This window comes from Arthrobacter sp. PAMC25284 (assembly GCF_019443425.1).
GTDB classification, from domain to species: Bacteria; Actinomycetota; Actinomycetes; order Actinomycetales; family Micrococcaceae; genus Arthrobacter; species Arthrobacter oryzae_A.
The window spans coordinates 605,814-623,406 of record NZ_CP080382.1; the positions used below are offsets into that span (position 1 = coordinate 605,814).

The window sequence follows — 17,593 nt, forward strand, 5'->3', positions numbered from 1 at the left end:
TGTGAAGTCCTGGATCTCCCGCCCTGTTCCCCATCTGCCGGGCAGCATGCCTGCCCTCAGCCTCTTCGACACCATAGCGGGCGGCCTCGTCACACTGGATGCGGCGGGGGAGCAGTCCATGTATGTCTGTGGCATCACCCCGTACGACGCCACACACATGGGACACGCCGCCAGCTACGTAGCCTTCGACCTGCTGAACCGGGCCTGGCGCGATGGCCGCCAGCAGGTCGCCTACGTACAGAACGTCACCGACGTCGACGACCCCCTGCTGGAGCGTGCGACCGAGACGGGAGTGGACTGGCGTGAGCTGGCCGCCAGCCAGATCGAACTTTTCCGGACGGACATGGAAGCGCTCAACGTCCTGGCCCCGGACCACTACGTCGGCGCCGTCGAATCCATGCCGATGATTGTCCCGGCCATTGAACGCCTCCTCCATGAGGGCCTGGCCTACCGGGTGGCCGGTACTGACGGTGAGCCCGACGGCGATGTCTACTACGACGTCGAAGCGGCCGGCAAGCATGCCGACGACGCCGACGCCTGGACGCTGGGCGCGGTGTCGGGACTCTCCGACGCCGACATGCTCGAACTGTTCGCTGAACGAGGCGGTGATCCCGGACGCGCCGGGAAACGCCAGGCTCTGGACCCCCTGCTGTGGCGGGTTGCCCGCGAAGGTGAACCCCACTGGCCCGGCGGCGAACTGGGCGACGGACGCCCCGGCTGGCACATCGAATGCACCGTCATCGCGCAGAAATACCTGCCGGCGCCATTTACCGTCCAGGGCGGCGGTTCAGATCTGGTCTTCCCGCACCACGAAATGGGCGCCGGACACGCCTATTCCCTCGCCGGCGTCCCGCTGGCCCGGCACTTCGCGCACGCCGGCATGGTGGGCCTGGACGGCGAAAAGATGAGCAAATCCAAGGGCAACCTGGTGCTCGTCTCCAGACTGCGTGCCGCCGGTGAAGATCCGGCGGCCATCCGCCTGGCCATCCTGGCGCATCACTACCGGGACGACTGGTCCTGGACCGACGCCGGTTTTACCGAAGCGAAGGATCGGTTGGCTACGTGGCGTTCCGCTCTCGACGCCGCGCGGCAGGGGACCGCCGCAGCGCTGATCAATGCAATGCGCACGGAGCTTTCGAATGATCTGTTCGCCCCCGGCGCCCTGGCTGCCGTGGACGAGTGGGCGGAGGGTGCCCTGGCGGATCCTGACGGCGAGGCAACCGCGTCCAGCATCGACGCCGCACTGGTGAGCGACGCTGTCAACGCCCTGCTCGGCGTCGAACTCTAGCGCCGGCACCTTAGCCCCCGCCTGCAAGGGGCGCAGGAGTCGGTATGCCGGTTGGTGTCCGTCTGCCGGCGGGCTCCGGCAGCGGGCGCCCGCCTACTGCTTGTCTTTGCCCCGCCGCTTCAAATACCGCTCGAATTCCCGAGCGATGGATTCCCCGCTGGCCTCAGGCAAGTCGGCGGTATCTTTCGCCTCCTCCAACTGGCGCACGTAGGCGGCAATTTCGGGGTCCTCGGTGGCAAGTTCATCCACTCCGCGCTCCCAGGCATCCGCTTCTTCAACCAGCTCGTGGGTGTCCAACGGAACCTGCAGCAGTTCCTCGATCCGGTGCAGCAACGCCAATTGCGCCTTGGGGGAGGGCGCCTGGGCGACGTAATGGGGAACGGCGGCCCAGAGCGACACTGTGGGCAGGCCGGCCAGCAGCGCGACCTCGCCGAGCACGCCGACGATCCCCACAGGTCCCTCGTACTGCGAGGCCTCCAAATCCATGCGTTCGCGCAGGGCGGTGTCATCCGTGGAGGTGCTGACCGGAATCGGCCGGCTGTGCGGCACATCGGCGAGGAGAGCGCCGACAAGGATCACATAGTCCACATGCAACGCCTCGGCGTGGACCAGAAGTTCGGCCGTATAAGCCCGCCACTTATAGGACGGTTCGGTGCCCTGGACAAAGATGACGTCCACGTTGGAGTCGGGCACGCTGGCCTTGAAAATGCGGGTGGACGGCCACTTGATCTTCCGATCCCCGGAGGCGGTCCGGCGGATCGTCGGCCGGGTGAACTGAAAATCGTAGTACTCGTCGGCGTCGATCGCCGAGACTTTTTTGCCGCCCCAAAGTTTGCTGAGGTACCGCAGCGCGTCGCTCGCGGCTTCACCGGCGTCGTTCCAGCCTTCGAAGGCCGCAAGCATCACCGTAATGCGCCGTCCCTCGGGAACAGGCTGCAGCAACCGTTCCGGTTCTGGGACGGCACCTGGTTCCGTGGGGTTCGCCTCGAAGCTGTTCATCTCATCACCCTACGTCGAAGGGGCGCACCCGTGCAGGGAATGAAGCGCCGCAAATCTGTAAATCCCCTCCCGGTATACGGGGCGGCCCGCGGACTCGCTGCGGTATCGCGCCCTGCCCGCACCGGCCGGGGACCGTATCCGCCATGGGCGTAGTGCAGGCACCGCACGCAGGCCAGCCCCGTAGACTTGAAGGCATGCAATCCTCAGCTTCCCGGTCCGTTCTCAAAGCTGCGCTCTGGGACATGGACGGCACGATCGTCGACACCGAGCCGTACTGGATTGAGGCCGAGCACGACTTGGTGGCCGCCCACGGCGGACAGTGGTCGCACGCGCAGGCCATGCAGCTCGTGGGCCAGTCCCTGATGCTTTCTGCCGGCATCCTGCAGGAGGCCGGCGTCCGGCTGGAGCGGCGCGAGATCATCGACACGCTGACTGCCCACGTCATCAGCCAGGTCCGGCGCGCCGTGCCGTGGCGGCCGGGGGCACGTGAACTGCTGGACGCGTTGCACACCGCAGGCATCCGCTGCGCCCTTGTCACGATGTCCGAGGGTCCGCTGGCCCGCGAAATTGTCTCCAGCCTGCCGAAACCATACTTCGAGTTCCTGGTAACCGGGGACACCGTCACGCAGGGCAAACCCCATCCCGAGGCCTACCTCACGGCCGTGGACCTGCTGCGGCAGCAGGATCCGCACCTGACACTGCACGAGTGCGTGGCCCTGGAAGACTCCGTTCCAGGCGTCGCCGCCGCGGTGGCGTCCGGCGTCGTCACCATCGCCATCCCGCACCTGGTGCCCCTGCCGCAGGACCCGCGGCACGCCCAATGGGACACGCTGCACGGCCGGACGGTTGCCGATCTCGAGGAGCTCGTTGCCCTGCGCCACGAGTTCCCGGACGCGACCTTCGGGCTCGAGGACGCCGCGACCGGGAGTCAGCCCAGTGTCTGACCGCGACACAACTGACCGCGAGCAGACCGAACGGCCCGGCAAGGGACCGGCTCCCCGCAAGGAGGGAATCGTACTGGGACGCATCGCCGGAATACCGGTGGTGCTGGCCTATTCGTGGTTCATCATCGCGGCGTTCACCGTCATCGTCTACGGGCCGATCCTGCAGCGGAATCAGCCCGGCCTCGGCCTGGGGGCCTTCGCTGTGGCCTTCGCCTACGCCGTGCTGCTGCTCCTCTCCGTGCTGGCGCACGAACTCGCGCACGCGCTGACTGCCAAGGTCTACCACTGGCCCACCGAGAAGATCGTGCTCAACCTGTGGGGCGGCCACACCCAGTTTGAGAGCTTCACCGCCTCACCGGGACGCTCTGTCGTTGTGGCCATGGCAGGCCCGGCGGCGAACTTTGTCCTGGCCGGCGGCGGCTGGCTGGTACTGGCCGCTGCTGACCCCAGCGGCGTCGCCGGCATCCTGACCAATATCTTTGTCTGGGCCAATCTGCTGATCGGACTCTTTAACGTGCTGCCCGGGCTTCCACTGGACGGCGGCCGGCTCGTGGAATCGGCCGTCTGGAAGGCAACCGGCAGCCAGGAGAAGGGCACCATCGCGGCCGGCTGGGGCGGCAGGATCATCGTCATTGCCCTCGCCGTCTGGTTCTTGGCCCTGCCGCTGCTCAGCGGCGGCAGCCCGGATCTTACCCTCGTGCTTATCACCGCCCTGGTCGGCAGCTTCCTGTGGATGGGTGCGTCGGCGTCGATCCAGCAGGCGCGCCTGCGCGGACGCCTGCACCTGATCGACGCCGCCGCTCTCGCCGAACCCGCCGTGGGGCTTCCCGGGACGGCGACGGTCGCGGATGTCCTCGCTGTCGCCCCGGCCGGAACGCCGGCTGTGGTCCTCGTCGGTCCGGACCGGCGCCCTGTGGCCGTGGTCGACCCGGAGGCTGTCGCGAGCGTCCCGGCGGACCTCGCTGCCTCGACGCCGGTCAGCGCCGTGTCCTATGCGCTGGCTGATGGCGGCTATGTGCCGGAATGGTCCAGAGGCCAGGAGTTGGTGCAATACCTGGCCCAGCTCAAGGGCCTTGAGTACGCCGTTATTGATGCTGACGGAATTGTGACCGGGCTGCTGCGGCAGGCAGTTGTTATCAGCGCCATCACCGGCAAGGGCGCCGGCCGGGGACGGAACGTTGGCCGGAAACGGTAGAGTTACATGCCGGTCGTGAATTTCCGGCCCATGGCAAGGACCGGTGCCCGCAGGCGTATCCGCGGCCACACAGCATCACAGGAGCGAGGATCAACTTCATGAGCAGCGACACCGCAGCCAACCCCACCCCGGCAGGCGTCGGCGCCACCGAGGATTCCGCCGAGACCTCCGTGAATCCGGCGGGAACACCGCCGGTTGGCGCCGCCCGGCGCCGCGGGCCGTTCCGTGAAGGCGAACGTGTCCAGCTGACGGACGAGCGCGGCCGGATGAACACCATCACCCTGGAAACGGGCGGGGCGTTTCACACCCACCGCGGCTTCCTGAACCACGACGAGATCATCGGGGCCCCTGACGGGTCCGTCGTCGTCAACAACGTCGGACAGCAATACCAGACCCTGCGCCCGCTGCTCTCGGACTTCGTCCTGTCCATGCCGCGCGGAGCCGCTGTTGTCTACCCCAAGGATGCCGGCCAAATCGTCACGATGGCGGACATTTTCCCGGGTGCACGGGTCGTGGAAGCCGGTGTGGGATCCGGCGCGCTGTCCATTTCGCTGCTGCGCGCGGTGGGGGACAACGGCTACCTGCATTCGTTCGAGCGCCGCGCCGAATTCGCGGACATTGCCCGCGGGAACGTCGAAACCATTTTTGGTGGACCGCACCCCGCATGGCAGATCTCACTCGGTGACTTCCAGGAGGAAGTCGTCCGCACCGAGGCTCCGGGATCCGTGGACCGGGTGGTCCTGGACATGCTCGCCCCCTGGGAATGCCTGGACGCGGTCGCCACCGTACTGGCGCCCGGCGGCGTGTGGATCAACTATGTCGCCACAGTGACGCAGTTGTCCCGGACCGCAGAAGCCATCCGCGCCGACGGCCGCTTCACTGACCCCGACGCCTGGGAATCGATGGTCCGCGGCTGGCACCTCGAGGGCCTGGCTGTCCGGCCGGACCACCGCATGGTCGCCCACACCGGTTTCCTGCTCGTCACGCGCCGCCTCGCCGACGGCGTCACCGGCATCTCCGTGAAGCGCCGGCCCTCCAAAACTGACTTTAAAGAAGAAGACGTCAACGCCTGGACGCCCGGGGCCGTTGGGGAACGTGCCGTCTCCGACAAGAAACTCCGACGCGCCGCCCGGGACGCCATCGCCGGGACGCATGTTGTGGACACGCCGGACAAGACAACCTAGGGATATTCTGGATGTCGCCAGCGGCATCTGCCTTCTTGGGGCTAAGGTCTTAACAAGAGAGCAGGAAGGGGCTGATGCACGATGGAGACTCCGAATACTGATCCGGACAGCACACCGGCAGGCGATTCAGCGGCGCGCGGAGCGCTGCCCGAGGCTGTAAAAGCCTCTGGCAGCGAAAGCCGCACCGCGAACGAGCAGTCGGTGGCCGAACGCCAGGTCAATATCCTCCGGGACAAGCTAAGGCACATTGACCGGCAGCTTGCCGCCGCGACGCAGAACAACTCCAAGCTGGTCGGAATGCTGGAGACTGCCAAGACCGAGATCCTGCGGCTCAAGAGCGCCCTCGATCAGGAAGGCCAGCCGCCGTACAGTTTCGGCACGGTCCTGCAGGTCAACCCCAAACGCCAGCCCACCGCGGGCAACAGTGGCCAGGCGGCCACGGAAGAATCCGTGGACATCTTCAACGCCGGCCGCAAAATGCGGGTCGGGGTCAGCCCGCTGGTCAACATCGGCCAGCTCGCCGCAGGGCAGGAAGTCCTGCTCAACGAGGCCTTGATGGTTGTGGCAGGGCTGGGCTTTGAGCGGGCCGGAGAACTGGTCACGCTCAAGGAGCTGCTGGGGACTGACCGTGCCCTTGTGGTGGGCCGTGCGGACGAAGAACGGGTCATCCGGCTCTCCGGCGCCCTGATGTCCCAGAAACTCCGGGTAGGCGACGCACTCTCGATCGATTCGCGCACGGGCTATGCCCTGGAAAAGGTCCCGCGGTCCGAGGTTGAGAACCTCGTGCTGGAGGAAGTCCCCGACATCACCTACGAAGACATCGGCGGCCTTGGACCGCAGATCGAACAGATCCGCGACGCCGTGGAACTGCCCTTCCTCCACCCGGACCTGTACCGCGAACACGGGTTGAAAGCACCCAAGGGAATCCTCCTCTACGGCCCCCCTGGCTGCGGCAAGACCCTGATCGCCAAAGCCGTGGCCAATTCCCTGGCCGCCCGTGCCGCTGAGCGGGCCGGGAAGACGGACATCAAGAGCTACTTCCTGAACATCAAGGGTCCGGAGCTGCTGGACAAATACGTCGGTGAAACCGAACGCCATATCCGGCTGATTTTTGCCCGCGCCCGGGAAAAGGCCTCCGACGGCAGCCCCGTCGTGGTCTTCTTCGATGAAATGGATTCCCTGTTCCGTACCCGCGGCACCGGCATTTCTTCCGACGTCGAAACCACCATCGTGCCGCAGTTGCTCAGTGAGATCGACGGCGTCGAACGACTGGACAATGTGATCGTGATCGGCGCGTCCAACCGGGAAGACATGATCGATCCGGCCATCCTGCGGCCGGGGCGGCTGGACGTCAAGGTTAAGATCCAGCGCCCGGACGCCGAGGCGGCGGCGGACATCTTCAACAAGTACATCACCACGGACCTGCCGTTCCACGAGACGGACCTCGCCGAGCATCACGGCGATGTGCAGGAGACCGTGGATGCGATGATCCAGCGCACCGTGGAAGCCATGTACGCAACCGAAAAGTCCAACGAGTATCTCGAAGTGACGTACGCCAACGGTGACACCGAGATGCTCTACTTCAAGGACTTCAACTCCGGGGCTGTTGTGCAGAACGTCGTGGACCGGGCCAAGAAGTACGCGATCAAGGACCTGCTCACCATTGGCCAAAAGGGCCTTCGGATCGACCACCTGCTGCGGGCGGTCATCGATGAGTTCCGGGAGCACGAGGATATGCCGAATACCACCAACCCGGACGACTGGGCCCGGATCTCCGGCAAGAAGGGCGAACGCATTACCTACATCCGCACCATCGTCCAGGGCAAGGCAGGCCAGGAGCCCGGCAAGTCCATCGAGACCATGCCCAGTACGGGCCAATACCTGTGACGGCCACCCCGGCGGACGCCGCCGACGGCCTGCCGCCGGGTGGTGCCATGCGGGTGATGGGCTCGGAGACGGAATACGGAATCCATGCGCCGTCGGCACCCGGTGCCAACGCCACCATGATGTCGGCGCGCGTCATTCAGGCGTACGCCCAGGTGACGCGGCAACGGGCTGCCGGTGGTGCTGAAACCCGCTGGGACTACACGGATGAGGAGCCGCTGCACGACGCCCGCGGCTGGACCCTGGAACGCAGCGCGGCAGACCCCGACCAGCTCACCGATCAGCCACCGGTCCTCGACGCCGAGGCGGTTGCCCTCGCCTATGGCAGGAGCGAGCTGGAGACCGACGGGACGGACGATCCCGGAGCCCTGCTCATGAACATGGTGTTGGGCAACGGGGCGCGGCTCTATGTGGACCACGCCCATCCGGAATACTCCAGCCCGGAAGTGACCAACCCGCGTGACGTGGTCCGGTGGGACGCGGCCGGGGATCTCGTGGCGCTGGCAGCAGTGCGGCGCCTGGCCGCAGACCCGGAGCTGCCACCCATCAACCTGTACAAAAACAACACGGACAACAAGTCCGTCTCCTACGGCTCGCACGAGAACTACCTCATGCCGCGGGCCGTGCCGTTCAACGACATCGTCCGCGGGCTGACGCCGTTCTTTGTCACCCGCCAGATCATCTGCGGCGCCGGCCGCGTCGGCATGGGGCAGGATGGCTCCCGGCCGGGCTACCAGATCAGCCAGCGCGCGGACTTCTTTGAAACCGAGGTGGGACTCGAGACCACCATCCGGCGGCCCATCATCAACACCCGCGACGAACCGCACGCCACGGCGGACAAGTACCGCCGGCTGCACGTGATCATCGGCGATGCGAACTTCAGCCAGGCCTCGAACTACCTCAAGTTCGGCACCACCGCCATGGTCCTGAGCCTGATCGAAGCAGGTCTGGCGCCCCGCGTTGAACTTCACGATCCGGTGGCGGCCCTTCAGTCCGTCAGCCACGACACCTCGCTCGCGATCACGCTCCAGCTGCAGGACGGTCGCCAGATCACGGCCCTTGACCTGCAGTGGATGTACTTCGAGGCCGCCGCGAAGCACGCCCAGGACACCGGCGTCTCCGACGCGCGCGACGGCGACGGGCACACCCACGAAGTCCTGGAGCGGTGGTCCGCTACCCTGACAGACCTGGGCAGCAACCGGGCGGCTGCTGCTTCCTCGGTGGAGTGGCTGGCGAAGCTCTCGCTGTTGGAAGGGTACCGGCAGCGGGACGGCCTTCCGTGGGGCCATGCGCGGCTGGGCCTTGTAGACCTGCAGTGGGCTGACATCCGGCCCGAAAAGGGACTGTACCACCGTCTCCTCGCCCGCGGCCGGATGCAGCGGATTGTCCCGGACGCCGCGATCGCCCAGGCAGTGGTGGAGCCGCCGAGGGACACGCGCGCCTACTTCCGCGGACGTTGCGTCAGCCAGTTCGGCGCCGACCTCGTCGGTGCGAGTTGGGACTCCGTGATCTTCGACGTCCCTGGCCGCGGCAGGCTCCAGCGGGTCCCCACCCGTGAGCCGCTGCGCGGAACAGAAGCCCTCACCGGCGCCCTTTTTGCCCGGCATCAGGACGCCGGGGCCTTCCTTGGAGAGCTTCTGGGACTCAGCCCCGGTTCGTAGGGACAAAGCCCCCCGCAGGCGCCCCGGGCGTGGCAGTATTGCTACAGGATGTCCCTTGCGCAAGGGACGGACAGAAGGAGAGAACAATGGCAGGCCAAGAGCAGCAGCAGCCAAAGTCGCGGGATACCGAGGTTGACGAGGACGTCCCCGCAGCGCCGCCGGCCCCGGCAGACGCCCAGGCGTCAGCAGCCACGCAGGGCGTTGACGATCTACTTGATGAAATCGACGGCGTGCTGGAATCGAATGCCGAGGAGTTCGTCCGGGCATTCGTCCAAAAAGGCGGCCAGTAGGCCCCCGGACCGATAAATAGGGACGGCAGGAAGGGCTCAATGCCGGAAGAGTCGTTGATTAGACCACGTTGAGGGAGTGTGTCAGTGCAGGAATCCACAGCCAACCAGGTAGCAGCCAACACCACGTCATCCTTCACTGAGCACCTGCAACGCGAACGGCCCGACCTGTTGCCCTTCCACCAGTTTGCGGCTGCGGCACCGAACACCGCCCCGCTCCAGGCCCCGCACGGGACCACCATCGTTGCGATGAGCTACGCCGGGGGAGTGCTGATGGCAGGCGACCGCCGCGCCACAATGGGCAATGTGATTGCGAGCCGGCATATCGAGAAGGTCTTTCCGGCTGACCAGTACTCGGTGCTGGGCATCGCCGGGACTGCCGGAATTGCCCTCGACATCACCCGGCTGTTCCAGGTTGAGCTGGAGCATTACGAAAAAATTGAGGGAACGCTCCTGAGCCTTGATGGCAAGGCGAACCGGCTCGGTGCCATGATCCGCGGGAACCTCCCGATGGCCATGCAAGGCCTGGCCGTAATCCCGCTGTTCGCCGGTTTCGACCGCCCGGCAGGCGTGGGCCGGCTTTTTTCCTTCGACGTCACCGGCGGGCGGTACGAGGAGCAGGAACACCACGCCGTCGGGTCCGGCTCCATGTTCGCCCGCGGGGCGTTAAAGAAGCTCTGGCGGCCCAACCTTACCGAGCAACAGGCCGTCGCTGTCGCCGTCGAAGCGTTGTATGACGCCGCCGACGACGACTCGGCCACGGGCGGTCCCGACCCGATCCGCCAGCTCTGGCCCGTGGTTTATATTGTCAACCGGGCCGGAGCCTTCCGCGTCCCGGAACGTGACCTCGCCGCTGTGGCCGGCGCCGTCATTGAGTCCCGGGCCGCCGCCCAGCGGGAGGCATAAGATGACCCAGCAGTTCTATGTCTCGCCTGAGCAACTGATGAAGGACCGTGCGGACTTTGCACGGAAAGGCATCGCGCGGGGGCGTTCGGTGGTGGTCATCAGCTGCCGGGACGGAATCGCGCTCGTGGCCGAAAACCCGTCGCCGTCGCTCCATAAGATCGGCGAGATCTACGACAAAATCGCGTTCGCCGCCGTCGGCAAGTACAACGAATTTGAGAGCCTGCGCCAGGCCGGCGTCCGGTACGCGGATGTCCGCGGGTACTCGTACGACCGCGAGGACGTTACCGCGCGCGGGCTGGCCAGCGTTTATGCCCAGAGCCTCGGCGCTGTTTTTACTGCCGAGCAGAAGCCTTTCGAAGTCGAACTCGCCGTGGCCGAGGTGGGCATCGCCCAGGAAGCGGACCACCTCTACCGGCTGACGTTTGACGGCTCCATTGCCGACGAAGACGCCTTCATTGTGATGGGTGGGCAGGCCGAGAAGGTCTCCGAGGCCGTTGCCGCGGGCTGGCGGGAGGAACTCAACTTTTCCGGAGCCATCCGGCTTGCCGTGGCCGGACTCGACGCGGACAAGGACAGCGCCACACTTGCGGCGGCGGCCGTGGAAGTTGCGGTGCTGGACCGCGGCTCGGAAAGTGCGCGCGGTTCACGCCGGGCGTTCCGCCGACTGGACGACGCCGACGTTGTGGCCTTGCTCGCTGAGGAGAACTGACATGGACAAACGAATTTTTGGTATCGAAACCGAATTCGGGATTTCCTACTCGAGCCCGGAATCCCGCCCGCTCGCGCCCGAGGAGGTGGCCCGCTACCTCTTCCGCAAGGTGGTCAGCTGGGGGAGGTCATCCAATGTTTTCCTGACCAACGGCTCGCGCCTGTATCTCGACGTCGGCTCGCACCCCGAGTACGCCACGGCCGAATGTGACGATCTGACCCAACTCGTCGCCCACGACCGGGCCGGGGAAATAATCCTCTGCGACCTCGTCGAGGAGGCGCAGGAACGACTCGCGGCTGAAGGCTTCGGCGGCACGGTCTACCTGTTCAAGAACAACACCGATTCGGCCGGCAATTCCTATGGCAGCCACGAAAACTACCTGATTCCGCGCCGGGGTGAATTCACCCGGCTCGCCGAGATTCTGATTCCGTTCCTTGTCACCCGGCAGCTCATCGCGGGGGCCGGGAAGATCCTGAAAACCCCCCATGGTGCGACCTTCGCGTTCTCCCAGCGCGCCGACCACATCTGGGAAGGAGTGTCGTCCGCCACGACCCGGTCCCGCCCGATCATCAACACCCGGGACGAACCGCACGCCGACGCGGAGTTCTACCGGCGCCTGCACGTGATCGTCGGCGACTCCAACATGTCCGAGACCACGACGCTGCTCAAGGTCGGCTCCGTCGACCTGATCCTGCGCATGATTGAAGCCGGGGTCATCATGCGCGACATGCGGATGGAAAACCCCATCCGCAGCATCCGGGAGATCTCGCATGACCTCAGCGGCCGCGCCCTGGTGCGCCTCGCCAACGGCCGGCAGTTGACGGCGCTGGAGATCCAGCGCGAGTACCTGGACAAGGTCACGGCGTTCGTGGCCGAACAAGGCGCGCACCATGAGCAGGTCCCGCTGATTCTGGACCTCTGGGAGCGCGCGCTGGACGCCATCGAAAGCGGCAACACGAGTGCCATTGACACGGAGATCGACTGGGCCATCAAAAAGAAACTGATGGACAACTACCGCGAACGGCACGGGCTTGAACTTGACGCCCCCAGAATCGCCCAGATCGACCTGACGTACCACGACATCTCGCGCAGCCGCGGACTGTTTTACCTTCTCCAGGCCCGGGGCGCCGCGCGCAGGGTTGTTGATGACACCACCGTGAAGGACGCAGTCGACGCCCCGCCGCAGACAACCCGGGCCAAACTCCGCGGCGATTTCGTCCGGCGGGCGCAGGAACTCGGCCGTGATTACACCGTGGACTGGGTACACCTGAAGCTCAACGACCGTGCACACCAGACCATCCTGTGCAAGGATCCGTTCCGCAGCGTCGACGAAAGGGTCGATGCCCTGCTGGCGTCCATGGGCTGACACCCAGCTTTCCGCGTTATTCTGGTAAGGGCCGGTTGCCGGCCGCAGATTTCTTTGCCGTGGGAGACCGTCCGGCATTGTGTCCATCCTGCCTCGACGAAAGTTCAACAAGTGCGCCGACTACTCGCAATTCTTCTTCCTGGACTGCTGCTGCTTACGGCTTGCGGCGGCGGCGAGCCAGCCGCCCAGGAACCCACAAGCCAATCCGCCGGCGAAACGGCGAAGCTCGATTCGATTAAGCTCACCGACAACGGGGACAAGAAAGCCCCCGGCGTCGAATTCGACAAACCGCTGGACGTCACGGAAACCACCGTCAAGGTTGTTACCGAAGGTGACGGCGAGGTTGTCAAAGAGAATCAGATTGTCAACATTTCCATCATTGCCTTCAATGGCACCGACGGCAGCACGCTTGAAGACACCTTCCCCAGCGACCCCGAACCGCTGGAGCTGAACGAGGAACTCAAGACCGGCAGCCCCATCATCTACGGTGCCTTCGTTGGCGCCAAGGTCGGTTCCTACCTTGCCCTGGCCGTTCCCGGCCAGGCTGCCGCCGAGGGCACCGAGGGCGCCCAGGCCAAACCGACTCAGCTGCTTGTGGTCAAGGTGCTCTCCGTCAAGGATGCACCGAAGAGCCTCGACGGCCCCGCCGGCGACCCCGTGAGCCCGCCGGCCGGCCTGCCGACCGTCAAGGACAACGACAAGGGCGTACCGGAAATCAACGTCGACGGCGTAGCCGCTCCGACCGCGCTGATCGCCCAGGACCTCATCAAGGGCACCGGCCCGGAGGTCAAGGAAACGGACACCCTCACCGTCAACTACGTCGGAGTCGCCCTCGACGGCGGCAAGGTCTTTGACTCCAGCTTTGACCGCGGCGAGAAAGCAACCTTCCCGCTGACCGGCGTCATCAAGGGCTGGACCCAGGGACTGACCGGCAAGACCGTTGGATCCCGCGTCCTCCTCGTCATCCCGAAGGACCTCGCCTACGGCGACGAAGGCCAGGGCGACGCGAAGGGCGACCTCGTTTTCGTCGTTGATATCCTCGGCATTAAGTAAATACCCCACCGCCCCGTACCCCGGCGGCCGGCAGGCCGTCACCGCTACCCCATAGAGGAGTAACCATGTCATTTGGACAGCGAGATCTTGACCGCAGCAAGCCCGAGATTGACTTCCCCGCCGGCGACGTCCCCACGGAACTGGTCATCACGGACCTGATTGAGGGTGACGGCGCCGAGGCCAAGGCCGGCGACACCGTCTCCACCCACTACGTCGGCGTGGCCTGGTCCACGGGCGCAGAATTCGATGCCTCGTGGGGCCGCGGCGCACCGCTGGACTTCCGTGTCGGCGTCGGACAGGTTATCCAGGGCTGGGACCAGGGCCTGTTGGGCATGAAGGTCGGCGGCCGCCGCCGGTTGGAAATCCCCTCCGAACTGGCTTATGGATCCCGGGGCGCCGGCGGGGCCATCGGCCCCAACGAGGCCCTGATCTTTGTTGTGGATCTCGTCGCGGTCCGCTAGGACGTCCGCAGCTGACACGAAGCGCGGTAGCAATCGGAGAAGTTCTTCCGGTTGTTACCGCGCTTTCGTCATTTTCCGGCCACAACGTTTAGTAGCCTTGCGAGGTGTCCGCCTCACGTACAGAACGCCTCCTGAACCTGCTCATCGCGCTGCTCAACACCAAGTACGGGCTCCGCCGCAGCGAATTGCGCGCCAAGGTCTACCACGACACCACCAGCAGCGATGTTGCCTTCGGCCGGATGTTTGAACGCGACAAGACAGAACTGCGGCAATTCGGGTTCGAGGTCGAGACGGTCCTGGACCAGGGCTGGGGCTCGGATGATCCCGCCACTACGAGGTACCGGATCGGCAAGGAGTCAAACCGGCTGCCGGACGTGAGCCTGACCCCGGAAGAGTGCACCGTCCTGATCCTCGCGGCCCAGCTTTGGGAGCAGGCAGCTCTCGGTTCCGCGGCACTGGACGCCGTCCGCAAGCTGCAGGCAGCCGGTGGTCTGCGCGACACCGAGCTACCTGCCGGAATCCAGCCGCGGCTCCGGCCCGCCGGGCAGGCCTTCGAAGACCTGGTGGCCGCCATGCACGCGCAACGCCCCGTACGGTTCAGCTACCTGGCCGGGACCACCGGGCACGAAGAAGAGCGGTCCGTCGAGCCTTGGGGCCTCGGCAGCCGTTTCGGCCAGTGGTACCTCGTGGGCCAGGACCGCGGCCGGGATGCCAAGCGTTTTTTCCGGCTCTCACGGATCACCTCTGCGGTGACCACACTGGACCAGGAGTCCTTCACGACGCCGCCCGGCTTCAACGTCCGGTCCGAACTCTCCGGGCTTCAGGAGCTGCCGGTCCGGACCGCCGTCGTGGATGTCGAGGACGGCAGGATCCTGCAGCTGCGTAAGCGGGCCGCGGCCGGCCCCTCAGCCCAGGTCACTCCTGCCGGAGCGCCGTCGCGGGGGTGGGACCGGCTCACCCTGTCCTTCCGGGATGCTGAAACCTTCGGCGAGGAACTCGCCTCCTACGGACCCCGCGCCGTCGTGGTTTCACCACCGGACCTCGTTGCTGCCGTGCGACGGCGTCTCCGGGCGGCGTCGGACTTCGCCGCGACCCCCGCCCCGGACATCACCTTTCCAAAGGCAGGCCCGGCCAAGCGCACGCACCAGCGCACGTCGGAGCACCAGCTCAAGCGGATGCTGCAACTGGTTCCGTTCCTCGTGCACAACCAGGGCCTGCACATCAGCGACGTCGCCGCACGGTTCGGGATAGCCCGTAAGGAGCTCGAGGAGGACTTGCGGATCCTTATCTGCTCCGGGCTGCCGGAGGGCTACCCGGATGACCTGCTGGACATCCAGTGGGAGGACGACTATGTGTTTATCATCCAGGACCTCGATCTGAACCGGCCTGTCCGCTTCACCGTCGAGGAGGCCTGCGCCCTGCTGACCGGTCTGGACACCCTCAACGGCCTTCCGGAGCTGGCCGAGGGCAGCGCCCTTGAATCGGTGACGCTCAAGCTCATGGCCGCGGCCGGGGAAGCCGGCCTCAAAGCTGCCTCACTGTCCGTCCCGGACCTGGGACCGGAGGACTCCGCGACGCTGGCGACGGCCCGTGATGCCATCCGGACCGGCACGCAACTGAACCTGAAGTACTTCTCCGCGCAGCGGGACTTCGTCTCGGACCGTGACGTGGACCCCCTGCGGCTCTACTCCCTCGACAGCACCTGGTATCTGGAGGCGTACTGCCACTCCGCCGGAGGGCTGCGCAACTTCCGGCTCGACCGCATCGAGACTCTCGTGCCGACCGGACTCCCGGTCTCCGGCAGGGCGCTGCCCTCAGACGCGGTGCCCGCCAAACTGTTCACCCCGAACGACGACGACACCCTGGTGGTCGTCGAGCTGGACCGCCGTGGCACCGGCCTGGCGGACGACTACTACGCCGAACGGACCGCGCCGCTGCCACACGGCGGCATGCTGGCCGAAATCCGGTTCGGCAACACACACTGGCTGCCCATGTTTGCCGCCCAGCATGGCGGCATGGTGCGGATCCTGCAGCCCGAGGCCGTCGCCACCGCCGCCCGGGAGTGGCTCGACGCAGCCCTGGCGCGCTACCCCGGTTAGACTACTCAGCATGCCTTGGTGGTCCTGGATACTGATCTGGATAGCGCTTGTCTCGCTGTCACTGTTGTTTTTTGTTGTGCTCGGTGTACGGCTGTTCCGGCAGTTCATGACGACGGTCAAGGAACTTGGCGAGGCCGGGGATCGCTTCTCCCGCCCTGCGCACGTACCGGTGTCCGGCCCGGCGGCGGATGCCCCGGTCTCAGCCGGTGAGGTTCACGGCGCCGGGCAGGACGTCATCAAGCCGGCCCCCGGTACCGCCGTTTTTGCCCTGCCGGAGCAGATGCGGCATGATTACCGGGCGTCCAAACAAGCACGCCGGGAAGACCGACGTTTGCGCCGGATCCAGCGCAAGAGGGACCGCGGCCAGCCGCAGTCCCTGCGCGACACCGATTTCAGTTAGACGTAGGATGTACTTAAACGAAAGGACCTCATCATGAGGCTTGAAGGCTGGCATCTCATCATCATCATCGTTCTGGCTCTGGTGCTCTTTGCAGCCCCGAAGCTCCCCGGAATGGCCCGAAGCCTGGGACAGTCGATGCGAATTTTCAAGTCGGAAGTCCGCGAGATGAAGAAGGACGGCAGCGCCGAGACGCCCGCCGATCCCGACGCCGTCGAAGGCCGGGTCGTGAACCACCCGCAGGCCAATCGGCCGGAGAACCGGACAGGCGACGGTAACGAAGCGCCGCCGTCGACCCGCGCTTAAGACCGCATGGCAGTATCCATGAGCCGCCGATCCAATCCTGAAGGTCGGATGGCGCTCCTTGACCACTTCAAGGAACTCCGGAACCGGCTGTTTAAGTCAGCCATCGCCGTTGTGGTCGGTACGGCAGTGGGATTCATCGTCTACCAGCCGATGCTCGCGGCACTGATCAAACCCATCCGTGACCTCAATGAAAACGAGGGCCGGCAGGCGACCCTGAACTTTGACGGTGTGGCGAGCTCGTTCGACCTCATGATCCAGGTCTCGGTCTTCCTTGGCCTGCTCGTCGCGAGTCCCGTCTGGCTCTACCAGCTGTGGGCGTTTATTGTTCCCGGCCTGCATAAAAAAGAACGCCGGCTCGCCCTGTCCTTTGTGGCCGCCGCCGTGCCGTTGTTCATCGGCGGGGTGCTCCTGGCCTGGCTCGTCCTGCCGAATGCGGTCCGGGTCCTGACCGATTTCACCCCGTCCGGCGGTTCCAATTTCATCAGCGCCCAGGTCTACCTGTCCTTCGTGCTCCGGCTGTTGCTGGCTTTTGGTATCGCGTTCCTGCTCCCGGTGGTCCTGTTTGGGCTGAACCTGGCCGGAATCATCAAGGGCAAGCAGCTCGTGAAGAGCTGGCGCATTACCGTTTTCCTGGTCTGCCTGTTTGCGGCCATGGCAGCGCCCGGCGCCGACGCCATGAGCATGTTCTACCTGGCCGGACCCATGCTGCTGCTGTTCTTTGGCGCGATCGGGCTGTGCCTGCTCAACGACCGCCGTCGCGAACGCCGGGCCGTTAAGCGCGCCGCCGAAACCGAAGCAACCGCAGACATCGGAACTCCCGGTACTGAACTGGGAAATCTCTAGGGCCCAGCGCA

The 17,593-nt window shown here is 65.6% G+C and carries 17 protein-coding genes; 16 read left to right on the top strand and 1 reads right to left on the bottom strand.

What is annotated here, in order from left to right; genetic code table 11:
* Window position 1 precedes the first annotated feature (1 nt).
* Window positions 2-1,288, top strand: a complete 1,287-nt coding sequence (mshC, locus tag KY499_RS02815; RefSeq protein ID WP_219886154.1) for a cysteine--1-D-myo-inosityl 2-amino-2-deoxy-alpha-D-glucopyranoside ligase — start codon at window positions 2-4, stop codon at window positions 1,286-1,288.
* 93 nt (window positions 1,289-1,381) lie between these two features.
* Here the strand turns inward: mshC and KY499_RS02820 are convergent, their stop codons facing one another.
* Complete coding sequence (locus KY499_RS02820; RefSeq protein WP_123253548.1) at window positions 1,382-2,287, bottom strand: PAC2 family protein; 906 nt, start codon at window positions 2,285-2,287, stop codon at window positions 1,382-1,384.
* Between the two features lie 194 nt (window positions 2,288-2,481).
* Between KY499_RS02820 and KY499_RS02825 the strand changes: the two genes are divergently transcribed.
* From KY499_RS02825 to tatC, 15 genes are all read left to right on the top strand, one after another.
* Window positions 2,482-3,231 (top strand): HAD family phosphatase, encoded by a 750-nt coding sequence (locus KY499_RS02825; RefSeq protein WP_123253549.1) that lies wholly within the window; start codon window positions 2,482-2,484, stop codon window positions 3,229-3,231.
* Between the two features lie 67 nt (window positions 3,232-3,298).
* Window positions 3,299-4,426 (top strand): site-2 protease family protein, encoded by a 1,128-nt coding sequence (locus KY499_RS02830; RefSeq protein WP_219886901.1) that lies wholly within the window; start codon window positions 3,299-3,301, stop codon window positions 4,424-4,426.
* A gap of 98 nt (window positions 4,427-4,524) precedes the next feature.
* Window positions 4,525-5,610: a tRNA (adenine-N1)-methyltransferase gene (locus KY499_RS02835; protein WP_258190914.1), complete on the top strand. Its 1,086-nt coding sequence runs from the start codon at window positions 4,525-4,527 to the stop codon at window positions 5,608-5,610.
* An 81-nt stretch (window positions 5,611-5,691) separates the two neighbouring features.
* Complete coding sequence (arc, locus tag KY499_RS02840) at window positions 5,692-7,497, top strand: proteasome ATPase (RefSeq protein WP_123253550.1); 1,806 nt, start codon at window positions 5,692-5,694, stop codon at window positions 7,495-7,497.
* A 47-nt stretch (window positions 7,498-7,544) separates the two neighbouring features.
* Window positions 7,545-9,155: a depupylase/deamidase Dop gene (dop, locus tag KY499_RS02845; protein ID WP_123253580.1), complete on the top strand. Its 1,611-nt coding sequence runs from the start codon at window positions 7,545-7,547 to the stop codon at window positions 9,153-9,155.
* An 86-nt stretch (window positions 9,156-9,241) separates the two neighbouring features.
* Entirely contained in the window at window positions 9,242-9,445 is a 204-nt protein-coding gene (locus KY499_RS02850) for a ubiquitin-like protein Pup (protein ID WP_123253551.1), read from the top strand.
* Between the two features lie 84 nt (window positions 9,446-9,529).
* Window positions 9,530-10,348, top strand: coding sequence for a proteasome subunit beta (gene prcB, locus KY499_RS02855; RefSeq protein ID WP_219886155.1), 819 nt, complete (start codon window positions 9,530-9,532; stop codon window positions 10,346-10,348).
* A gap of 1 nt (window position 10,349) precedes the next feature.
* Window positions 10,350-11,057 carry a proteasome subunit alpha gene (gene prcA / locus KY499_RS02860; protein WP_123253552.1) on the top strand — a complete coding sequence of 236 codons (708 nt, stop codon included), beginning with the start codon at window positions 10,350-10,352 and terminating at the stop codon, window positions 11,055-11,057.
* Between the two features lies 1 nt (window position 11,058).
* Complete coding sequence (gene pafA / locus KY499_RS02865; protein WP_123253553.1) at window positions 11,059-12,423, top strand: Pup--protein ligase; 1,365 nt, start codon at window positions 11,059-11,061, stop codon at window positions 12,421-12,423.
* Window positions 12,424-12,534: 111 nt separating this feature from the next.
* Window positions 12,535-13,476 (top strand): FKBP-type peptidyl-prolyl cis-trans isomerase, encoded by a 942-nt coding sequence (locus KY499_RS02870; RefSeq protein ID WP_219886156.1) that lies wholly within the window; start codon window positions 12,535-12,537, stop codon window positions 13,474-13,476.
* A gap of 65 nt (window positions 13,477-13,541) precedes the next feature.
* Window positions 13,542-13,937, top strand: coding sequence for an FKBP-type peptidyl-prolyl cis-trans isomerase (locus tag KY499_RS02875; RefSeq protein WP_123253555.1), 396 nt, complete (start codon window positions 13,542-13,544; stop codon window positions 13,935-13,937).
* Window positions 13,938-14,041: 104 nt separating this feature from the next.
* Window positions 14,042-16,036 (top strand): YafY family protein, encoded by a 1,995-nt coding sequence (locus tag KY499_RS02880; protein WP_123253556.1) that lies wholly within the window; start codon window positions 14,042-14,044, stop codon window positions 16,034-16,036.
* A gap of 10 nt (window positions 16,037-16,046) precedes the next feature.
* On the top strand, window positions 16,047-16,436 hold the full coding sequence (locus KY499_RS02885) for a hypothetical protein (protein ID WP_123253557.1): 390 nt from the start codon (window positions 16,047-16,049) through the stop codon (window positions 16,434-16,436).
* A 33-nt stretch (window positions 16,437-16,469) separates the two neighbouring features.
* Window positions 16,470-16,739 (top strand): Sec-independent protein translocase subunit TatA, encoded by a 270-nt coding sequence (tatA, locus tag KY499_RS02890; RefSeq protein WP_123253558.1) that lies wholly within the window; start codon window positions 16,470-16,472, stop codon window positions 16,737-16,739.
* Window positions 16,740-16,787: 48 nt separating this feature from the next.
* A complete protein-coding gene (tatC, locus tag KY499_RS02895; RefSeq protein WP_183164360.1) occupies window positions 16,788-17,582 on the top strand; it encodes a twin-arginine translocase subunit TatC in 795 nt (264 codons plus the stop codon).
* Window positions 17,583-17,593: the final 11 nt, after the last annotated feature.

Coding starts and splice junctions, on each gene's coding strand:
- KY499_RS02825 (WP_123253549.1), top strand. CDS start 2,482: ATGCAATCCTCAGCTTCCCGGTCCGTTCTCAAAGCTGCGCTCTGGGAC.
- KY499_RS02835 (WP_258190914.1), top strand. CDS start 4,525: ATGAGCAGCGACACCGCAGCCAACCCCACCCCGGCAGGCGTCGGCGCC.
- KY499_RS02875 (WP_123253555.1), top strand. CDS start 13,542: ATGTCATTTGGACAGCGAGATCTTGACCGCAGCAAGCCCGAGATTGAC.
- dop (WP_123253580.1), top strand. CDS start 7,545: ATGCGGGTGATGGGCTCGGAGACGGAATACGGAATCCATGCGCCGTCG.
- tatA (WP_123253558.1), top strand. CDS start 16,470: ATGAGGCTTGAAGGCTGGCATCTCATCATCATCATCGTTCTGGCTCTG.
- pafA (WP_123253553.1), top strand. CDS start 11,059: ATGGACAAACGAATTTTTGGTATCGAAACCGAATTCGGGATTTCCTAC.
- arc (WP_123253550.1), top strand. CDS start 5,692: ATGGAGACTCCGAATACTGATCCGGACAGCACACCGGCAGGCGATTCA.
- KY499_RS02850 (WP_123253551.1), top strand. CDS start 9,242: ATGGCAGGCCAAGAGCAGCAGCAGCCAAAGTCGCGGGATACCGAGGTT.
- KY499_RS02820 (WP_123253548.1), bottom strand. CDS start 2,287: ATGAACAGCTTCGAGGCGAACCCCACGGAACCAGGTGCCGTCCCAGAA.
- prcA (WP_123253552.1), top strand. CDS start 10,350: ATGACCCAGCAGTTCTATGTCTCGCCTGAGCAACTGATGAAGGACCGT.
- tatC (WP_183164360.1), top strand. CDS start 16,788: ATGGCGCTCCTTGACCACTTCAAGGAACTCCGGAACCGGCTGTTTAAG.
- KY499_RS02885 (WP_123253557.1), top strand. CDS start 16,047: ATGCCTTGGTGGTCCTGGATACTGATCTGGATAGCGCTTGTCTCGCTG.